This is a genomic window from Pseudonocardia ammonioxydans, assembly GCF_900115005.1.
Taxonomy (GTDB): Bacteria; Actinomycetota; Actinomycetes; order Mycobacteriales; family Pseudonocardiaceae; genus Pseudonocardia; species Pseudonocardia ammonioxydans.
Window position 1 is genome coordinate 20,904 of sequence record NZ_FOUY01000016.1, and the last position, 18,940, is coordinate 39,843.

General features: G+C 75.1%; 17 protein-coding genes. 10 read left to right on the plus strand and 7 right to left on the minus strand.

Annotated elements, in window-relative coordinates; genetic code table 11:
• Nucleotides 1-89 precede the first annotated feature (89 nt).
• Together paaE and BM093_RS16545 are read left to right on the plus strand one after the other, a co-directional pair.
• On the plus strand, nt 90-1,199 hold the full coding sequence (gene paaE / locus BM093_RS16540) for a 1,2-phenylacetyl-CoA epoxidase subunit PaaE (RefSeq protein WP_245773569.1): 1,110 nt from the start codon (nt 90-92) through the stop codon (nt 1,197-1,199).
• Nucleotides 1,200-1,305: 106 nt separating this feature from the next.
• Nucleotides 1,306-2,622, plus strand: coding sequence for an NAD(P)/FAD-dependent oxidoreductase (locus BM093_RS16545; RefSeq protein ID WP_093344367.1), 1,317 nt, complete (start codon nt 1,306-1,308; stop codon nt 2,620-2,622).
• 79 nt (nt 2,623-2,701) lie between these two features.
• Here BM093_RS16545 and BM093_RS16550 read toward each other — a convergent pair whose 3' ends face one another.
• The 3 genes from BM093_RS16550 to BM093_RS16560 form a co-directional block, all read right to left on the minus strand.
• A complete protein-coding gene (locus BM093_RS16550) occupies nt 2,702-4,480 on the minus strand; it encodes a sigma-54-dependent Fis family transcriptional regulator (protein WP_093344078.1) in 1,779 nt (592 codons plus the stop codon).
• A gap of 181 nt (nt 4,481-4,661) precedes the next feature.
• Complete coding sequence (locus BM093_RS16555; protein WP_245773570.1) at nt 4,662-6,275, minus strand: flavin-containing monooxygenase; 1,614 nt, start codon at nt 6,273-6,275, stop codon at nt 4,662-4,664.
• Between the two features lie 11 nt (nt 6,276-6,286).
• On the minus strand, nt 6,287-7,219 hold the full coding sequence (locus BM093_RS16560; protein WP_093344082.1) for an alpha/beta hydrolase: 933 nt from the start codon (nt 7,217-7,219) through the stop codon (nt 6,287-6,289).
• Nucleotides 7,220-7,335: 116 nt separating this feature from the next.
• Here BM093_RS16560 and BM093_RS16565 point away from each other — a divergent pair, with 116 nt between their 5' ends.
• Together BM093_RS16565 and BM093_RS37345 are read left to right on the plus strand one after the other, a co-directional pair.
• Nucleotides 7,336-7,932 (plus strand): phosphoribosylanthranilate isomerase, encoded by a 597-nt coding sequence (locus BM093_RS16565; protein WP_093344084.1) that lies wholly within the window; start codon nt 7,336-7,338, stop codon nt 7,930-7,932.
• A gap of 410 nt (nt 7,933-8,342) precedes the next feature.
• Complete coding sequence (locus BM093_RS37345; protein WP_245773571.1) at nt 8,343-9,143, plus strand: VldE C-terminal domain-containing protein; 801 nt, start codon at nt 8,343-8,345, stop codon at nt 9,141-9,143.
• Between the two features lie 9 nt (nt 9,144-9,152).
• Here BM093_RS37345 and BM093_RS16575 read toward each other — a convergent pair whose 3' ends face one another.
• On the minus strand, nt 9,153-9,827 hold the full coding sequence (locus tag BM093_RS16575; protein WP_093344086.1) for an HAD family hydrolase: 675 nt from the start codon (nt 9,825-9,827) through the stop codon (nt 9,153-9,155).
• 94 nt (nt 9,828-9,921) lie between these two features.
• On the opposite strand from BM093_RS16575, the gene BM093_RS16580 reads away from it, so the two are divergent.
• From BM093_RS16580 to BM093_RS16600, 5 genes are all read left to right on the plus strand, one after another.
• On the plus strand, nt 9,922-10,506 hold the full coding sequence (locus BM093_RS16580; protein ID WP_093344088.1) for a TetR/AcrR family transcriptional regulator: 585 nt from the start codon (nt 9,922-9,924) through the stop codon (nt 10,504-10,506).
• 33 nt (nt 10,507-10,539) lie between these two features.
• Nucleotides 10,540-10,821, plus strand: coding sequence for a metal-sensitive transcriptional regulator (locus BM093_RS16585; RefSeq protein ID WP_093344090.1), 282 nt, complete (start codon nt 10,540-10,542; stop codon nt 10,819-10,821).
• A gap of 74 nt (nt 10,822-10,895) precedes the next feature.
• A complete protein-coding gene (locus tag BM093_RS16590; RefSeq protein ID WP_093344092.1) occupies nt 10,896-11,108 on the plus strand; it encodes a heavy-metal-associated domain-containing protein in 213 nt (70 codons plus the stop codon).
• A 102-nt stretch (nt 11,109-11,210) separates the two neighbouring features.
• The gene (locus BM093_RS16595) at nt 11,211-12,179 is read left to right on the plus strand and encodes a hypothetical protein (RefSeq protein WP_093344094.1); all 969 of its coding nucleotides are present in this window, start codon (nt 11,211-11,213) and stop codon (nt 12,177-12,179) included.
• Complete coding sequence (locus BM093_RS16600; RefSeq protein WP_093344097.1) at nt 12,179-14,497, plus strand: heavy metal translocating P-type ATPase; 2,319 nt, start codon at nt 12,179-12,181, stop codon at nt 14,495-14,497. Before BM093_RS16595 ends, BM093_RS16600 begins: the two co-directional genes overlap by 1 nt.
• A gap of 61 nt (nt 14,498-14,558) precedes the next feature.
• On the opposite strand, the gene BM093_RS16605 is transcribed toward BM093_RS16600, so the two are convergent.
• A complete protein-coding gene (locus BM093_RS16605; protein ID WP_177238518.1) occupies nt 14,559-15,869 on the minus strand; it encodes an MFS transporter in 1,311 nt (436 codons plus the stop codon).
• A 188-nt stretch (nt 15,870-16,057) separates the two neighbouring features.
• Between BM093_RS16605 and BM093_RS16610 the strand changes: the two genes are divergently transcribed.
• Nucleotides 16,058-17,140, plus strand: a complete 1,083-nt coding sequence (locus BM093_RS16610; RefSeq protein WP_177238519.1) for an LLM class flavin-dependent oxidoreductase — start codon at nt 16,058-16,060, stop codon at nt 17,138-17,140.
• On the opposite strand, the gene BM093_RS16615 is transcribed toward BM093_RS16610, so the two are convergent.
• Together BM093_RS16615 and BM093_RS16620 are read right to left on the minus strand one after the other, a co-directional pair.
• On the minus strand, nt 17,127-18,092 hold the full coding sequence (locus tag BM093_RS16615) for a TIGR03621 family F420-dependent LLM class oxidoreductase (RefSeq protein ID WP_093344108.1): 966 nt from the start codon (nt 18,090-18,092) through the stop codon (nt 17,127-17,129). The two genes, BM093_RS16610 and BM093_RS16615, sit on opposite strands and share 14 nt — an antisense overlap.
• Nucleotides 18,089-18,841, minus strand: a complete 753-nt coding sequence (locus BM093_RS16620) for an SDR family oxidoreductase (protein ID WP_093344112.1) — start codon at nt 18,839-18,841, stop codon at nt 18,089-18,091. Before BM093_RS16620 ends, BM093_RS16615 begins: the two co-directional genes overlap by 4 nt.
• Nucleotides 18,842-18,940 lie beyond the last annotated feature (99 nt).

The following is an 18,940-nucleotide window of genomic DNA, read 5'->3' on the forward strand; positions in this document are numbered from 1 at the left end:
GAGCTCCAGCGAGCGAGGAGCAGCCGGACCCCGCGAGCGAGGAGCGCAGCGCACCCTCGGATCGACCCGACGGACAAGGAGGTCTGAGGGTGCGTGCGAATTCCACCGGTGGCGCGCTCCTGGCGGCCCCGGAGCCCCTCCCGGCCGGCTTCCACCGGCTCGTCGTGTCCGAGGTGGACCGTCTGTGCGACGACGCGGTCGCGGTCACGTTCGACGTCCCGGACGACCTGCGCGAGCACTACACGTTCCGCCCAGGCCAGTACCTGACCCTGCGCATGCGGACCGCCGACGGCGAGGAGCGGCGGTCGTACTCGATCTGCTCGCCGGCCGGGAGCGCCCCGCGGGTGGGGGTGCGCCGGGTCGACGGCGGGCTGTTCTCGGCGTGGCTGGTCGACGAGGCCGCGCCGGGCGACATCGTCGAGGTCGGCCCACCGGCCGGGGGGTTCACCCCGGACCTCGCCGCCGGCACGCACCACGGGCTGGTGGCGGCGGGCTCGGGCATCACCCCGGTGCTGTCGATCGCGGCGTCGCTGCTCGCGGCGCACGACGACACCCGCGTCACGCTGATCTACGGCAACCGCCGCAGCGACACGGTGATGTTCACCGAGGAGATCGCCGACCTCAAGAACGCCCACGGCCCGCGGCTGCACCTGCTGCACGTGCTGTCCCGTGAGCCCACCGAGGCCGAGATCGTCAACGGCCGGCTCGACGCCGACCGGCTGCGCACGCTGCTGACAGCCCTGGTGGACGTCGACGGCGTCGACGAGTGGTGGCTGTGCGGGCCGCTCGGGATGACCGAGGACGCCGTCACCGTGCTCGGGGAGCTCGGTGTCGGGCGCAGGCGGGTGCACCGCGAGCTGTTCTACGTCGACGAGCCGCCGCCGGAGCTCGTCCGCCCCGACGAGCGGGTGGCCCGGGCCGGTGACGCCGAGGTCACCGTCGTCCTCAACGGACGGTCGACCACGCTGTCGCTGCCCCGGGAGGAGTCCGTGCTGGACGCCGCCCAGCGGGTCCGCGGTGATCTGCCGTTCGCCTGCAAGGGCGGGGTCTGCGGGACGTGCCGGGCGCGGGTGACCGCCGGCGAGGTCGACATGCGACGCAACTTCGCACTGGAGGACGACGAGGTCGAGGCCGGCTTCGTGCTGACCTGCCAGACGCGGCCGGTGTCCGGGACCGTGACCGTCGACTACGACGCCTGACGGCCCGTGAGTGGTTATCGCGGTTGGAGCCACGATAACCACTCACGGGTGGCGTGGGCGGGTGGGCGGGTGGGTAGGCGAGCGGAGACCCCTGGAGGTGCCCGACGTGTCCACACCAACCCCACGCATCGTCGTGCTCGGCGGCGGGTTCGCCGGATTCCACGCCGCACGCACGCTCTCCCGCCGGCTGCGCGGCAAGGCCGACATCGTGCTGGTGAACTCCACCGACTACTTCCTCTACCTGCCGCTGCTGCCGCAGGTGTCCTCCGGCGTGCTCGACCCGCGCCGGATCACGGTCCCGCTGGCCGCGTCGCTGCGCGGGGTGCGCGTGAAGCTCGGCCAGGTCCGCGAGGTCGACCTCGACGGCCACACCGTCTGCTACACCGACCCCGAGGGCGGTGAGCACGAGCTCGGGTACGACCGGCTGGTCGTGGCGATCGGGAGCGTGAACAAGCTGCTGCCGGTGCCGGGCATCGCCGAGCACGCGCACGGCTTCCGGGGCATGCCCGAGGCGCTGTACCTGCGCGACCACATCCTGGGCCAGCTCGAGATGGCCGTCGACACCGAGGACCCCGTCGAGCGCGCCGCGCGGTGCACGTTCGTCGTGGTGGGCGCCGGCTACACCGGCACCGAGGTCGCCGCGCAGGGCGCGTTGCTGACCGAGCAGGTGGCCCGGGACCACCCCGAGTTGGAGGGGCAGCCGATCCGCTGGCTGCTGCTCGACGTGAAGCCGCGGGTGCTGCCCGAGCTGGACGAACGGCTGTCCCGGACCGCGACCCGGGTGCTGCGCCGGCGCGGGGTGGAGCTCCGCACCGGCACCTCGGTCGCCGAGGCGACCGCGGAGGGGGTACGGCTGAGCACCGGCGAGTCGCTGCCGACCCGCTCGTTGATCTGGTGCGTCGGGGTGCGGCCGGACCCGCTGGTCACCGACCTCGGGCTGCCGGTCGAGCACGGACGGATCGTGGTCGACCCGTACCTGCAGGTCGAGGGGCACGAGGACGTGTACGCCTGCGGTGACGCCGCCGCGGTGCCCGATCCCGGCAACCCCGGCTCGTCGACGCCGATGACCGCCCAGCACGCGGTGCGGCACGGCCGGACGGCCGCCCGCAACGTCGCCGCGTCGCTCGGGCACGGGACCCGGTCGCCGTACCGGCACCGGGACCTGGGCTTCGTGGTCGACCTCGGCGGGCGCGACGCGGCCGCCAACCCGCTGCACGTGCCGCTCGCCGGGCCGCCCGCCCGGGCCGTGACCAGCGGATACCACCTGATGGCGATGCCGGGCAACCGGATCCGGACCGGCGTCGAGTGGCTGCTGGACCGGGTGCTGCCCCGCCAGCGGGTGCACCTCGGACTGGTGCAGCCCGACGAGGTGCCGCTGGACACCGCCTCGCCGGAGGTCGCCGCCGTGGACGACCGCCGCTGAGGCGAGCCCGCTCGCCACCCCGGGTGGCGACCGCCGACCGGCCGGGCGCTGCCGAGCCGCGGCGTGGCCCGACGGCCGCTCACCCCAGCCCGAACTCGCGGATCTTGCGGTAGAGCGTGGTCCGTCCGATGCCCAGCGCGGCCGCGGCTCGGCTGCGGTTGCCGCCCGCGGCCCGCAGCGCCTCGGCGACCGCGGACCGTTCGGCGGAGGCGAGCAGGCCGGACGGGGCGCGGCCGGGTCCGGCCAGTGCCGCGGGCAGGTCCACCGGTTCGACGACGCCGCCGCGGGCCCGGCGGGCCAGCGCGATGACCGTCGTGGCCAGCTCCGCGACCTCCCCCGGCCAGTGCCAGGCCAGCAGCCGGTCCCAGGTCGCCGGGGCGAACCGGGTGCCGCGCTCCGGTGCGGGCAGCCCGGCGAGGATCTCGCGGACCAGTACCGGGAGCCGGTCGCGGCACCGGGCCAGCGCGGGCAGCTCCACCGTCGTCGCGACCCCGCCGAGCAGCCCCAGCACACCGTCGTCCGCCCCGGCCGGGTCCACGGTGAACGCGAGCGGCCCCGGCGTCTCGGCCAGCCGCCGGACCTGCGGCAACGCGGCCGCGGGCAGCTGCTGCAGCCGGCGCACCAGCAGCCCGCGGCCCTGCGCGAGCGCACCGCGCGCGCCGGTCCAGTCCGGGTCCGTCCCGGCGTCGAGCACCAGCGGCTCCCCGGCTCCCAGCCGGGCGAGCACCCGGCGGGCGGTGTGCGCCTTCCCGGTACCGGCGGCGCCGGCGACCACGACCCGCTCGCCCAGGTCCAGCGCGGTGTGCAGCGCGCCGGCGACCGCCGGATCGGGGTGCAGGGGCGCGGGCACCGGACCGGTGAGGACGCGGGCCGGCGCCGGGTCGTCGGCCGGGCGCCGTCCGGGCAGCAGCCGCACGCAGTACGCCGGCGGCCCGCCGTCGTCGAGCCGCTCGACGACGGCGTCGTGCGGGCCGTCCGCCAGCGGCACCCGCATCCGCGCGACGCCGGGGCGTGCGTGCTCGGCGAGGAAGGGCCAGAGGACGGGGTGCAGCTCGGGACCGCTGTGGGCCAGCCCGGCGCCGTTGGCCAGCACGGTGTCCTCGTCGACGACGAGCGCCGCAGTCCCGGCCCGCTCGACGGCGAGGTAGGCGTCGACCAGGCGGCGCCGCCGCTGCCCGCCCTCCTCGGCGACCCGCGCCTCGATCTGGCGCCCGATGTCGCCGGCCAGCACGGTCATCAGCGGGTGCACGTCGCGGACCGAGCAGGCCAGCGAGAACGAGCCCAGCAGCCGCCCGGTCCCCGGTTCGACGATCGGGGTCCCGGCGCAGGTCAGGTCCTCCAGCAGCGGGTGGTAGTGCTCGGGGCCGCGGACGAGCACCGGGCGGCGTTCCACCAGCACTGTCCCGAGCCCGTTGGTGCCGATCGACTGCTCGGAGAAGTCGAACCCCTCGGCCGCGTACGCCCGGTCCATGGCGTCGCGCTGGCGGCGCACCTCGACGTGGCGCACGACGATCCGCCCGGTCGCGTCGGAGAGCACCATCGCCACCGGCACGTCGGCGAAGCTGTCGCGCAGCCGCGCCAGCACCGGCTCGGCCGCCCGGAACAGGGCGGGCGACACGTCCTCGGGCTCGCGGTAGGCGATGGTCGCCGGACCGACCGGGACCTGCTCGCCCACGCAGCGCCGCCAGCTGCGTTCGATCAGCTGCGGCACGCCGGCGGCACCCGGCGGCACCACCAGCAGGCCGCCGTCGAGCAGGGCCTCGCGGCTGCGCCGTGTCCGGTCCCGCTGCGCGGGGTCGAGCACCGGCGGCCGGCCCGCGGCCCCGCCCGGTGCCGGTCGGTCTCCGTCTGCACGCATCGTCGCTCCGTCGGTCGGTCGCCCCGTCGCTCCGCGGGCGGCCCGCGGCACCCGCGCCCCGGGCCGCCGCGTCCACCGTGTCCCTGCCGGCCGTGTGCCCGTCCCACCGTGCCGCACGGCCCGCCCGCGGGGGAAGCGGTGATCCCGGTGCCCGCCCGGCGCGGGCACCGGGACCGCCGGGTCAGGCGCCGCTCAGGGCGAACCCCGGATAGCCCTCGGCCCGCTCGCTCGCCAGCTCGCCGCGGTAGGCGCCGATGCCCGCCATGTAGAACATCACCGCCCGCCGTTTGCCCGGGATGTTCGCCCCGAAGATCCACGAGTCGGCCTTCGGGAACAGCGTGGCGTCGGCGATCTCGCCGCAGGTCCGGCTCCACGCCTGCTCCGCCTCCGCGGTCGGCTCGATCGTCGGGGCCCCGCGGCCGCGGGCGTCCGCGACGAGCCCGGCGATCCACTCCACCTGGGACTCGATGCTCGGCGGGAGGTTGGTGAACGGGCCGTTCGGTCCGAGGATCATGAACATGTTCGGGAACCCGGCCGTGGTCACGCCCAGGTAGCTCGCCGGACCGTCGGCCCAGTGGTCCTGGATGGACCGTCCACCCCGGCCACGGATGTCCATCCGCACGTAGTTGCCGTCGACGGCGTCGAACCCGGTCGCGAGCACCAGCACGTCGAGCTCGCAGAACGTGCCGTCGGCCAGCCGCACCCCGCCCGGCTCGACCGCGGCGACCGGGTTCTCCTTGACGCTGTGCAGCGTCACGTTCTCCCGGTTGTAGGTCTCGTAGTAGCCGCTGTTGCACAGCGGCCGCTTGGCGTAGAGGTCGGTCGGGGTGAGCAACCGGGCCGTCTCCGGGTCGTCGACGATCTCGGCGATCTTGCCCCGGATGAACCGGGCCGCCTCCTCGTTGGCCTGCGCATCGGTGGCGATGTCGCAGAACGTGCCGAACATGAACCGGAAGCCGTTGCCGATGTCCCAGTTCTCCTGGAACACCCGCTCCCGCTCGGCGGCCGACACGCTCATCGCCGGGACGGCGCTCTCCTCGAACCCGAACGCGACGACCGAGTTGCGGACCTGGTCCCAGATCGCGTCGTAGCGGGAGCGGACGTCGTCCAGATAGGCCTGGTCGACCGGCCCGTTGCCGGACGGGACGCTGTACTGCGGGCTGCGCTGGAACACCGTCAGGTGCTCCACCCGGGGTGCGGCGGCGCAGATGAACTGCGTCCCGGTCGACCCCGTGCCGATCACCCCGACCCGCCGTCCGTCGATCTCGAGGTCCTCGGGCCAGGCGCCGGTGTGCGCGAGCGTGCCCGCGAACGTGTCGATCCCGGGGATGTCCGGGGTGTTGATCCGCGAGAGCAGCCCGAGCGCGGTGACGACGTAGCGGGCGACGATCCGCTCGCCGGTGCCGGTGTGCAGCGTCCACAGCTCGGTGGCCTCGTCGAAGTGCATCGCCTCGACCCCGGTGTGCAGCCGGATGTCGCGGCCGAGGTCGTGCCGTTCGACGACGGCCTCGAGGTAGCGCAGGATCTCCGGCTGGTCCAGGTAGCGCCGGGGGTACCCCCACTCCTGGAGCAGCTGCTCGTCGAAGGAGTACCGGTACACGAAGCTCTCGGTGTCGGACATGGCCCCGGGGTAGCGGTTCCAGTACCAGGTGCCGCCGACCCCGCCGGCCCGGTCCACGCACAGCACGGACAGGCCGACCTCGTCGCGCAGCTTCTTGAGCATGTAGATGCCGCCGAACCCGGCGCCGATCACGACGGCGTCGACGTCCGGGGTGACGATCTCGTTCTCGGACACGGGATCCCTCCTCATCCGGCGCGACGGGCGCGGTACCAGTCGGCGATCGCGGCGAGCTCGGCGTCGGCCTCGCCACCGCGCCCGGCCGCGAACGGGAACACGTGCTGCAGGCCGTCGACCACGGACAGGGTGGTGTCGACCCCGGCCACCCGCGCCCGCTCGGCGAACCGGACGGCGTCGTCGAGCAGGGCCTCGGCCCCGCCCGCGTCGAGGTACACCGGCGGGAACCCGGCGAGATCGGCGTGCAGCGGGTTGGCCAGCGGCGTCGTCGGGTCGACGGCGGGGCCGGCACCGGTGTCGCCCAGCACCCCGGCGATCATCCCCTCGAGCAGCGGGACGGTGATCAGGGCGTCGCTGTCGGCGTTGGCCTCCAGCGTCTTGCCGGAGTTGGTCATGTCCAGCCACGGCGAGAACGCGACGACGCGGCCGGGCAGCGGGCCGCCGCGCTCGCGCAGGGCGAGCGGGATCGCGATCGCCAGGTTGCCGCCGGCGGAGTCGCCCGCGGTGGTGACGTCGGCTGCCGCGATCCCCCGCTCCAGCAGGCCGCGGAACGCGGCCACCCCGTCGTCGACCTGCGCGGGGTGCGGGTGCTCGGGTGCGCGCCGGTAGTCGAGCACGAACGCGGTCGCCCCGAGGGCCGCCGCGAGGTGCCCGGCGAGCTTGCGGTGGCTGGCCGCCGAGCCCACCGCGAACCCGCCACCGTGGGTGTAGAGCACGACCTGGCCGCGGTCGGCCCCGGCCGGCAGTGCCCAGATCCCCGGCACCCCGCCGACGACGTCCTCGGCGTAGCTGACGTCGACGGGCTCGGTCGTGGCCTGGTGCCACTCGTCGAACAGGCTGCGCAGCAGCCGGATGTCGAGGTCCGGCCGGGCGGTCATCACGGCGCTCCAGTCCGCGTACAGCGCCCGCAGGGTCTCCGCCCCCGCGGAAGGCGACTCGCTCATCCCCACACTCCTTCGTGTCGGTCCGGGATCGTGCTGCTGCCGATCACGACTGTGACCGCCGTCGCACCGCCGGTGGTGTTCCGATCCGGAACACCGGCACCCGTAGGGTCACGACGGTGTTCGTGAAGGTGTGCGGCCTGCGGACGGCCGACGACGTCGCCGTGGCCTGCTCGGCGGGGGCCGACGCGGTCGGGTTCGTGATCTACCCGCCGAGTCCCCGGCACCTCGAGCCGGAGGCCGCCCGCGCGCTCGTCGCCCTGGTGCCGCCACCGGTGCTCTCGGTCGTCGTGGTCGCCGACCACACCGCGGCCGATGCCGCGCGGATCACCCGGGAGATCGGCGCGGACGTGCTGCAGCTGCACGGGCGCTACACCGCCGACGACTTCGCGGTCGCCGCCCGCGAGGGGATCCGGCTGTGGCGGGCGACCTCGCTCGCGCACGACCCCGACCTGCACGTCGGGCGCTACGGCGAGGACGTGCTGCTGCTCGACTCCCCGCGCGCCGGGTCCGGCGAGACCTGGGACGCCGAGGCCCTCGACCGGCGCCCGGACGGGAACTGGCTGCTGGCCGGGGGGCTCGACCCGGACAACGTCGCCGCCTCGGTGGACCGGGTGCGCCCCTGGGGGGTGGACGTCTCCAGCGGCGTCGAGTCCGAACGCGGCCGCAAGGACCACGCCCGCATCGCGGCGTTCGTGGCGGCCGCCAAGGGCTGAGCCCACCGAGTGTCACGCAGGTGCTCGGGACGCTGCATCTGCGTGACACCCGGCGCGAGGAGTCCTCTCCTGCCGGCACATCGCCGACGCGCCGCAGGGGTGAGCCGTCCGGCCCAGCCGCGTTGATCCTTCCGGCGCAGCACGATCGGGGCGGCGGACCGCTCACAGCGGGCCGGCGTCCGGTGACCGCGAGCGGCCGTCGGAGGGGTCAACCGCGGACGGACGCGGCCGTACGGTCGGTCTCGGAACGGTAACGGCGTTGATCCCCAGCAACGCCTCGCGCCCTCGCTCCCCGCTCCGGGCGCGGCCGCTTCCGACCGAGGAAGGACACACCTGTGCCGAGGCATACCCCCGGCGGCACGGCACGCGTCCGGCGCTCCCCGAGCCGGCCGCAGCCGTCCCGCGCTGTCGTGACCCGTGACGTCCACGGCCCCGCTCCCACCCGCCGCAGGCGGACCGGTGCCGTCGGCGTCCTGACCTCCGCGCTCGCCGGTGGCGGGCTGGCCGCCGGCCCGCTCCTCACCGGCGTCACCGCGCCGGAGGTCGACCAGCTCGCGCTGCAGTCGTTCTCCGTGCCCGAGGCCCCCGCACCGGAGGGCGCGGCGACTGCCGCCCCCACCGCATCGGCGGGGGCACTGCGGGCGCTCGCCGAGCCCCCGCCCCCGGTGGACGTCGACGAGATCGTCGGCGCCGCCACCGGCGCGGTCGACGACGCGCTGCAGGCCCGCGAGGAGCAACGCCGGGCCGCCGAGGCGGCGGCCGCAGCCGCCGCGCAGGCCGGCGGGCCGGACGACGACGAGGACTCGGGTTCGGCCCCCTCCGGCTCCGGCGGCGGCGACAGCACAGACGGAGGCGGTGGCACCGGGCCGAGCAGCTGCGCGGCCGGCACCGAGGGCATGGAGGGCGTCGCGTCGAACGTCGCCGAGGCCGGCGAGACGCTGCGGTGCATGTTCGGCGTGGACACCGTCCTGGGTATCGGCAGCCGCGGCGGCACCTCCGACCACCCCAGCGGCAAGGCGCTCGACTTCATGGTCGACTCGGCCACCGGCGACCGGCTCGCCGAGTACGCGCTGGCCAACGCCGACGCGCTCGGCGTGAAGTACGTGATCTGGGAGCAGCGCATCAACACCGGCGACGGCTGGGAGATGCAGGAGGACCGCGGCGGCGCGACCGCCAACCACATGGACCACGTGCACATCTCGTTCGACTGAGCCGAGGTGTCATGCCGGGACGCCGAGCAGCCCGGTGAGCTCGGCCAGGTCCGCGACGTGCAGGTCCGGCTCCACCGCCGCGGCCGGTGCCGGGGTCGCCCCGGTGCCGGCCCGGCCGCGGCGCCGTTCCACCCAGCAGGTCGCGAGGCCGAGCCGGTGTGCGGTGCCGATGTCGTGGTAGCGGCTCTGGGCGACGTGCAGGACCTCCTCCCGGCCGATCCCGGCGGCGTCGAGCCGGGCCAGCCCCCAGGCGAAGAACTGCGGGTCCGGCTTGTTGACGCGGACGTCGTCGACGGTGACGACGTCGTCGAACGGGTCGCCCAGGGTCCGCGCGAACGCGGCGGTGGCGGCCCGGTCGGCGTTGGTGAACGCGACCAGCCGGTGCCCGCGGTGCAGCCGGGCCAGCGCGCCGGGCGCGTCCGGGAACGCCGGCCACGTCGTGATCGACGCCCGCAGCGCCGCCGGCTCCGGCAGTCCCATCCGCCGCGAGATCGGGTCGAGCATCTGGGTGAACGGCAGCTCCGGGGTGAGCTGCTGCTGGAGGTCCTCGGCGGCCGCGAACCCCGCCAGGACCTGCTCGTCCGGCGTGGTCACCCCCTGCGCGCGGACCCCGTCGAGGATCCCGGTCTCGAAGTCGATCAACGTGCCGACCACGTCGAAGGTCAGTGCACGGAACCCGGCCATGTCGTCCTCCTCGAAGTAAACCGATCGGTATACATGGACGAGCACAGCAGACACCGGCCGCGAGGTCAACCCACCGGTCGGTATAGTCGATGGCGTGCTGGACGTCCCCGCCCCGACCACCGACGCCGGACGCCGGCTGCTCACCGCGGCGGCCGAGCTCTTCTACCGCCACGGGATCACCGCGGTCGGCGTCGCCGGGATCGCCACCGCCGCCGGGGTCACCAAGAAGACCCTCTACGACTGCTACGGCTCGAAGTCCGCGCTGGTCGCGACGTATCTGGCCGAGCGACACCGCGCCTGGTGGGCAGCACTGCAGGAGCGGGTCGACGCGGCGCCGGCACCCCGGGCACTGGCCGTGTTCGCGGCCTACCGCGACCACGGCGAGCTTCCGCTCGAGCTCGGCTGCGCGTTCCAGCGCGGCGCCGCCGAGCTGGCCGGGGACCACCCGGGCCGGGCCGTGATCGTCGCCCACAAGGCGGCTGTGCGGGCGGAGATCGAGCGCCTGCTGGTCGAGGACCTCGGCGGGGACCGCGCCGGGCTCGCCGACCACCTCGCCCTGCTCCTGGAGGGCGCGACGTTCCAGCGGGGACTCGACGGCACCCCGGACGCGCTCGACCGGGCCGCAACCCATGCCCGGTCACTGCTCGACGGCGCCCGTGTGGATACGGCTACCCCCTAGGGGTATAGTGGGCCTCGATCGAGGAGGTGGGCGATGCACGGATACGCCGACAACAAGGAAGCGCACGTCAAGCGGATGCGCCGGATCGAGGGCCAGGTCCGCGGGATCAGCAAGATGATCGAGTCGGACAAGTACTGCATCGACATCCTCACCCAGGTCTCCGCGGTCAACAAGGCGCTCGAGGCCGTCGCGCTCGGCCTGCTCGACGAGCACCTCAAGCACTGCGTCGCCGATGCCGCCGCCGAGGGCGGGGCCGTCGCCGACCAGAAGATCGAGGAGGCCAGCGCCGCCATCGCGCGCCTGGTCCGGTCCTGACCGTCCCGGCCGGGAGGAACCGCCCGCACCGCGGGCCGGCACACCGCAGACCCATCACAGGAGGTACGCACCCCATGAGCACCGCCACCTACACCGTCACCGGCATGACCTGCGAGCACTGCGTCGCCTCCGTCACCGAGGAGGTCGGCGAGATCGCCGGCGTCACCGGTGTCGCCGTCGACCTGCCCACCGGTGCCGTCACCGTCACCAGCGACGGCGACGTCGCCCCCGAGGCCGTCCGCGCGGCCGTCGAGGAAGCCGGGTACGAGGTCACCGCCGGGGCCTGAGCCCCGCCCGTCCGTTCCACCCGGCACGGGTCACGGTGTTCCACGAGCCCGCTGTGCGAGCCCGTCCACCCGCGCCGGGTCCGAGGAGAAGGACCTCCTGCCATGAGCACAGCCGCACGACTGTCCGCGTACGGCGCGGTCGTCGTCCTGCTCGGGGCCGTCGCGTTCGTCGCCGGCGCCACCCTCGGTGCCCCCACCGGGCACCTGCGTCCCGCGGCCGCCGACACCGGTCCCCCGCCGGCGCCGCCCCCGGTCCCGGCCGAGACCCCGGGCGGGCTCGCCACCAGCGAGAACGGGTACACGCTCGTCCCCGCGACGACGACGCTGCCCGCCGGGACCCCGACCGAGCTGGCGTTCCACGTCAACGGCCCGGACGGGCGCCCCGTCACCGCGTTCGACGTCGCCCACGAGAAGCGGCTGCACCTGATCCTGGTCCGGCGCGACACCGCCGGCTTCCAGCACCTGCACCCGACGATGTCGGCGGACGGGACGTGGCGCACCCCGGTGACCCTGGCCGGCGCCGGCACCTACCGGGCCTTCGCCGACATCGCGCCCACCGGGGGCACCCCGACCACGCTCGGCGTCGACCTGTTCGTCCCGGGCGAGTTCAGCCCGGTCGACCCGCAGCCGAACCGGAGGGCCACCGCACCGGGCGGCTACGAGGTCACCCTCGACGGCGAGCTGGTCCCGGGGCGGCCGGGCGACGTCACGCTCACCGTCACCCGCAACGGCGCCCCGGTCACCGACCTGCAGCCCTACCTCGGTGCCTTCGGCCACCTGGTCGCACTGCGCGGCGGGGACCTGGGGTACCTGCACGTCCACCCGGACGGCGCCCCCGGCGACGGCCGCACCGCGCCGGGCCCGGCGATCACCTTCCACGCCGAGGTCCCCTCGGCAGGCAGCTACCGGCTGTTCCTGGACTTCCGGCACGATGACGAGGTCCGCACCGTGCAGTTCACCGTCCCCACCGCTGCCGGTCACCCCACCGGCGGTGCGCCCGCTACCGTGCCCGCCCCGGAGGCGCCCGCCCCCGAGGCGCCCGGCCACGAGCACGCCGAGGGAGGCCACTGATGGCCACGACGATCCCGCAGCCCTCCGGCGCGGGCGGCACCGCAGGCACGGTGCAGGAGATCGAGCTCGCCGTCGGCGGGATGACCTGTGCCTCCTGTGCGAACCGGGTCGAGCGCAAGCTCAACAAGCTCGACGGCGTCACCGCGACCGTCAACTACGCCACCGAGAAGGCGAAGGTCACCGCGCCCGGCGGCGTGGCGACCGGCACGCTGATCTCCACCATCGAGGCCGCCGGCTACACCGCGACACCGCCGGCTCCGCCGGACGCCGGCACCGGTGACGCCGCCGCGGCCGAGGAGGGGGACGCCGCCGCACTGCTGCTGCGGGACCGGCTCGTCATCGCCGCCGTCCTGGCCGTGCCGGTGATCGCGCTGTCGATGGTGCCGGCGTGGCAGTTCGTGAACTGGCAGTGGGCGGCGTTCGTGCTGACCGTGCCGATCTGGTCGTGGTCCGGGGCGCCGTTCCACCGGGCCGCCTGGACCAACCTGCGTCACGGCGCGGCCACCATGGACACCCTGGTCTCGCTGGGGACCACGGCCGCCATGGCCTGGTCGACCTATGCGCTGTTCCTCGGCACGGCCGGGATCCCCGGCATGACCCACCCGTTCGAGCTGTCGGTCTCCCCCGGCGACGGCGCGGGCAACATCTACCTCGAGGTCGTCGCCGGGGTGATCACGTTCGTGCTGGCCGGGCGCTGGTTCGAGCTGCGCTCCAAGCGCCGTGCCGGGGCCGCGCTGCGGGCGCTGCTGGAGCTGGGCGCCAAGGACGTCGCGGTGCTCGACGCCGGCGGCGCCGAGCGCCGCGTCCCGGTCGGTGAGCTCGCGGTCGGCGACCGCTTCGTCGTCCGGCCCGGGGAGAAGATCGCGACCGACGGCGAGGTGGTCGAGGGCCGCTCGGCGGTGGACACCTCGATGCTGACCGGGGAGTCGGTGCCGGTCGAGGTGACCGTGGGCGACACGGTGGTCGGCGCGTGCGTCAACGCCGGCGGGCGGCTCGTCGTGCGGGCCTCGCGGGTCGGTTCGGACACCCAGCTCGCCCAGATGGCGGCGCTGGTCGAGAACGCCCAGAACGGCAAGGCCGCCGTCCAGCGCCTCGCCGACCGCATCTCGGCCGTGTTCGTGCCCGTCGTCATCGTCATCGCGGTGGTGACGCTCGGGTTCTGGCTCGGCGCGGGCGCCGGGGCCACCGCGGCGTTCACCGCCGCCGTCGCCGTCCTGATCATCGCCTGCCCGTGCGCGCTCGGCCTCGCCACCCCGACCGCACTGCTGGTCGGGACCGGGCGCGGCGCGCAGCTGGGCATCCTCATCAAGGGTCCCGAGGTCCTGGAGTCCACCCGCACGGTCGACACCGTCGTCCTCGACAAGACCGGCACCGTCACCACCGGGCGGATGTCGCTGACCGGGGTCCACCCCGACGACGGCGTCGACCCGGCCGAGGCGCTGCGGCTGGCCGGGGCGCTGGAGAAGGCCTCCGAGCACCCGGTGGCCGCCGCGATCGCCGCGGCCGCCGCCGAGGGCGGTGCGGGCCTGCCCGGTGTGCACGACCTGCCTGCGGTGCACGACTTCGCCAACCACGAGGGCCTCGGGGTCTCCGGCACCGTCGAGGGCCACACCGTGCTCGTCGGGCGGCCCCGGCTGCTCGAGCAGTGGTCGGTGCCGCTCGGCCCCGGGCTCGCCCGCACCGCCGAGGAGCAGGCGGCGCGCGGCGCGACCACGGTCGCCGTCGCCTGGGACGGCCGGGCCCGCGCGGTGCTCGTCGTCGCCGACACCGTCAAGCAGACCTCGGCCGAGGCCGTCGCCGAGTTCCGCCGCCTGGGCCTGACGCCGATCCTGCTCACCGGCGACAACCGGGCCGCCGCCGAGGCGGTCGCCGCCGAGGTCGGGATCGAGCCGGGGCCGGACACCGTGATCGCCGACGTGCTGCCCGCCGACAAGCTGGCGGTGATCGAGCGGCTGCAGGAGCAGGGCCGGACGGTCGCGATGGTCGGCGACGGGGTCAACGACGCGGCCGCGCTCGCCCGGGCCGACCTCGGCCTGGCCATGGGCACCGGCACCGACGTCGCCATCGAGGCCTCCGACATCACGCTGGTCCGCGGCGACCTCCGCGCCGCCGCGGACGCGGTCCGGCTCTCGCGGCGGACCCTGCGCACGATCCGGACGAACCTGTTCTGGGCGTTCGCCTACAACACCGCCGCGATCCCGCTCGCCGCCCTCGGCCTGCTCAACCCGATGATCGCGGGCGCGGCGATGGCGTTCAGCTCGGTCTGCGTGGTCACCAACAGCCTGCGGCTGCGCAGCTTCCGCGCGCACGCGGTCTGACGCGCCCGGCCCGGCCCGCATCCCCTCGGGTGCGGGCCGGGCCGGGTCGCGACGGCGTGTCTCAGGTGGCGCGCAGCGGGCGGCGGGCCGTCTCGGTCAGCCCGAGGATCGCCGGCAGCGAGACCAGCGCGAGCACCATGACGTAGAAGGCACCGACCATCGAGCTGCCGGTCACCCCGCCGAGCCAGGTCAGCACGTACGGCGCCGACCCGCCGAACAGGGCGACGGACAGGTTGTAGGTGATGCCGTGCCCGCTGACCCGCACCCGGGTCGGGAACATCTCGATCACCGTCGGGTTGATCACCGACGCGCACGCGCCCGCGGACGCCCCGAAGATCACCAGACCGATCACGATCAGCCCGAACGAGCCCGACGTGATCAGCGCGAAGGCCGGGTAGGACAGCACCAACAGCGCCACGGCACTGCCCGCGAGCACCGGGCGCCGGCCGAGGCTGTCCGAGGCGCGGGCGGCGGCGATCTGCGCCACGACGCACGCGGTCAGCGCGATCACCGACGGTGCGAACGCCTGCCAGCCCGACAGCCCGAGGCTGCTGGTGGCGAAGCTCGGCAGGTACCCGACGATCATGTAGAACGACGACGCGTTCACCGCGATGACCAGGAACGCGCGCAGCAGCAGCCGGCGCTGCTCGCTCCCGCTGAGCACCGCGGCGACCGGGTTCGCCGAACGCGCCCGTTCGGCCCGCAGGGCCTGGAAGTGCGGGGTCTCGTCGAGCTTGCTCCGCACGTAGAGGCCGATGATGCCCATCGGCAGCGCCAGCAGCAGCGGGATCCGCCAGCCCCAGGACTGCATCTGCTCCGGGCTGAGGTTCAGCAGCATGACGGCCGGCAGCACGCTGCCGAGCAGGGTGCCGAACACGGCGCCGACCGGGATCAGCCCGACCAGGAACCCCCGGCGCTCGTCCGGGGAGTGCTCGGCGACGAACGACACCGCGCCGGAGATCTCGCCACCTGCCGAGAAGCCCTGCAGGAAGCGCAGCGTGATGAGCAGGATCGGGGCGAGCACGCCGAGCGTCGCGTAGCCCGGCAGCACGCCCATCAGCGCGGTCGCCAGCGACATCATCAGCACGGTCAGCGCGAGCGTGCGCTTGCGGCCGATCCGGTCGCCGACCGCGCCCCAGACGAAGCCACCCAGTGGCCGGGCGAAGAACGCCACCGCGAAGATCGCGAGCGTGGACAGCAGCGCGGTGGACGGCGCCGCGGTCGGGAAGAACACCACCGCCAGCGTCGTGGCCAGTGCCGCGTAGACCGAGAACTCGTAGAACTCGACGAACGAGCCGACGACACCGCCGAGCACGGTGCGGCGCACGGCGCGGTCGGTGTCACCCCCCACCGGGGCGTCGACAGGGTTCATTGCGCACTCCAGGGGGGACCGACGGCGTTGTCGTGGCGGACGCCACTTCTGCGACGCTATAAACATGACTACTACTAGTCAACCGCCGGGAGCCGTATCACTCCGCGAACTGGCGTGGCCAGTGACGACGTGCACACCCTGCGATCACGAGACCGGGAACGGTCGCCGCTAGCCGCTACACTCCGGGTGTGGATCGACACGGCTGTGCTGTTCCGGCGACCGCGCGGCACGAGGTCGGCGTGGCCCTCTACACCGGCCAGGCCGGCGACCTGCGGGACGCCCCCGCGCTCGCGGCCGCCGCCGAGGAGGCCGGCTTCGACTCCTTCTGGGTCAGCGAGCACCACGGCATCCCCGACGGGTGCCTGCCCGCACCCCTGGTGCTGCTCGCCGCGCTGGCCGGCGCGACCAGCCGGATCCGCCTGGGCACCGGCCTGCTGCTCGCCCCGCTGCACCATCCGCTGCGGATCGCCGAGGACGCCGCCGTCGTCGACCGGCTCAGCGGCGGGCGGCTGGTCCTCGGCCTCGGCCTGGGCTACGCCGAGCACGAGTACCGGGCCTTCGGCGTCCCGGCGGCGGGTCGCGGCGACCGGCTCGAGAGCCTGCTGGGCATGCTGCGGCAGGCCTGGACCGGCGAGCCGTTCTCCGCCCCCGGGCTGGGCCTGCACGACGTGCGGGTCACGCCCACGCCCGCCGGGCGGATCCCGGTCTGGCTGGGCGGCTACGCGCCGCGGGCCGTCGACCGGGCGGGCCGCCTCGCCGACGGCCACCTCGTCGGCCGCGGGGAACCGGGCGTGATCGACGACGCCACGACCCACCTCGGCGCGGTGCGCGACCCCGCCGACCCCGGCTTCACCCGCGCGGTGATCGTGACGGTGGTACTCGACGAGCCCGGTGGCGGCGCCGCGTCGGCCCGGTCCGCGTTCGCCGCCCAGCAGCGCATGTACGAGTCCATCCAGGACGGCCGGAACGTCTACTCCGGCCTGACCGGAACCGGCACCGGGGGCGGCGGCGAGGACGGGGACGGCGCCGGGGGCGGCCTGCTGCTCGGGTCGGTCGACGAATACGTCCAGGTCGCCGGCTCCGCCGACGAGGTCGTGCGCGGCATCGACGCCGTGTTCGAGCGGCTGTCGGGGTGGGCCCGGGTGCACGTGATCCTGCGCGTGCTGTTCCCCGAACCCGACCCCGCGGTGCAGCTCGCCCGGATCCGCACGCTCGGCCGCGACGTCCTCCCGCGGCTGGCGCACCGGCGCGCGCCGGTCACCCCGCGGTGACCAGCGGCGCCACCACGCCGGCGTCCGCCTCGTAACAGCTCACGTAGCCGAACCCCCAGCGTTCGCGCAGCTCGCAGAGCCGCTCGCGCAGCACCGAGCGCGGTCCGATCAGGCAGTGCGGCGACGCCAGCAGCTCGGCGGGCTCGAGCTCGAGGCCGGCCGCGGCGATCCGCCGGGCCGCCTCCTCCTCGGGCTGCTCGGTCACCGCCGCCCAGTACAGCATCAGGTGCAGGACCGGCCGCCGGTCACCGGCGGCCCGGCGCACCAGCGCGACCTTCTCGTCGGTCGCCGCGGCCGACGCGGACCGGGCGGCCCGGCCGCCGACGTGCCCCTCCCGGACGTCGAAGTTGATCCCGACGACGTCCGCGGTCGTCGCGGCGAGCCCCAGCACCCGCGGCCCGCCGCCGCCGACCAGCAGGGTGGGCGGGCGCGGCACGGCCGGGACGTCCCGCAACGCCGCGACCCCGACCGAGCCCCGCTCCAGGTCCACCGGCCCGCCCGCGCTGTCGCGCAACGCGTGCAGCAGGGCCAGCGTGTCGGCGAGCCGGTCGATCCGGCGGCCCGCGGGCTCGCGGACGATGCCGGAGACGGTGTAGTCGTCGGTCATCCAGCCGGCGCCCAGGCCCAGCTCGAGACGCCCGTCGCAGAGCGCCTGGACCGACGCGGCCTCCTTGGCGAGCACGGCTGGGCGCCGGAAGTCGTTGTTGAGCACCAGGGTGCCGAGCCGGAGCCGGTCGGTGTGCTGGGCCGCGGCGGCGAGCGCGACCAGCGGGCTCACCGGCGAGCGGTCGAAGTGGTCGGAGACCTGCAGGGTCGTCGCCCCGGCGTCCTCGACCCGGCGGACCCGCTCGCGCCACTGCGCCGCCCCGGTGAGCGGCTCCATCATCAGTACACCGAGGTCGAGCCGCGGGCCCGGGCCGGCGTTCGCCGCAGCGCCCGCAGCAGCGGTCACAGCAGCGCCTGGTAGGCGCCGCCGTCGACCGGGACGGCCGCGCCGGTCACGTAACCGGCCCGGTCCGAGCAGAGGAACGCGACCAGGGCGCCGAGGTCCTCCGGTACGCCGAGCCGGCCGGCCGGGATCGTCGCGAGCGTCTCGGTGAGCAGCTCGCCGTCGCCGTAGACCGACTGCACGCGGTCGGTGGCGTGCAGTCCGGGCTGCACCGAGTTGACGGTGATCCCGTCAGCGGCGATCTCGCGGGCCAGGGTCCGCAGGAAGCCGGTCGCACCGGCTCGCGCGGTGTTCGACAGCGCGAGGTTCGGGTAGGGCTGGCGCACCCCGAGGGAGGTGATCGCGACGATGCGGCCCCACCCGCCCTCGCGCATCCGGGGCACGGCGGCCAGGCACATCCGGACCACGGCCAGCAGGCTCCGGTCGAGCGCAGCCTGGTAGGCCTCGGCCGGGGTCTCCAGCACGGTGCCCGGCGGCGGGCCCGGCCCGTTGACCAGCAGGATGTCGAGCCCGCCCAGCGCGTCGGCCGCCTGCTCGACGAACCGGCCCGCGGCCTCGGGGTCGGTGAGGTCGGCGACCAGCCAGCGGGTCCCGCCGCCGAGCCGTTCGGCGGCCGCGGCCGCGCGCTCGGACGACACGTCGCAGACGACCACGGCGGCGCCCTCGGCCACGAGCGCCTCCGCGCAGGCGTAGCCCAGACCGCCCCCGGCGGCCGCCACGGCGGCCCGCCTGCCCCGGATCCCCAGATCCATTCCCACGTCCTTCCTCGATGCTGCGACGATCCGGGAGCCCCCGACTCCCTGACCCGACGCTAGCCTTGTGACGACGGCCGGTTCCAGGCCGATCGTGCC

What these genes read in the sequence shown, in the direction of transcription:
- BM093_RS16620 (WP_093344112.1), bottom strand. Translation starts at nt 18,841, where the DNA reads ATGGATCTGGGGATCCGGGGCAGGCGGGCCGCCGTGGCGGCCGCCGGG.
- BM093_RS16550 (WP_093344078.1), bottom strand. Translation starts at nt 4,480, where the DNA reads ATGCGTGCAGACGGAGACCGACCGGCACCGGGCGGGGCCGCGGGCCGG.
- BM093_RS16600 (WP_093344097.1), top strand. Translation starts at nt 12,179, where the DNA reads ATGGCCACGACGATCCCGCAGCCCTCCGGCGCGGGCGGCACCGCAGGC.
- BM093_RS16605 (WP_177238518.1), bottom strand. Translation starts at nt 15,869, where the DNA reads ATGAACCCTGTCGACGCCCCGGTGGGGGGTGACACCGACCGCGCCGTG.
- BM093_RS16590 (WP_093344092.1), top strand. Translation starts at nt 10,896, where the DNA reads ATGAGCACCGCCACCTACACCGTCACCGGCATGACCTGCGAGCACTGC.
- BM093_RS16575 (WP_093344086.1), bottom strand. Translation starts at nt 9,827, where the DNA reads ATGGCCGGGTTCCGTGCACTGACCTTCGACGTGGTCGGCACGTTGATC.
- BM093_RS16595 (WP_093344094.1), top strand. Translation starts at nt 11,211, where the DNA reads ATGAGCACAGCCGCACGACTGTCCGCGTACGGCGCGGTCGTCGTCCTG.
- BM093_RS16560 (WP_093344082.1), bottom strand. Translation starts at nt 7,219, where the DNA reads ATGAGCGAGTCGCCTTCCGCGGGGGCGGAGACCCTGCGGGCGCTGTAC.
- BM093_RS16585 (WP_093344090.1), top strand. Translation starts at nt 10,540, where the DNA reads ATGCACGGATACGCCGACAACAAGGAAGCGCACGTCAAGCGGATGCGC.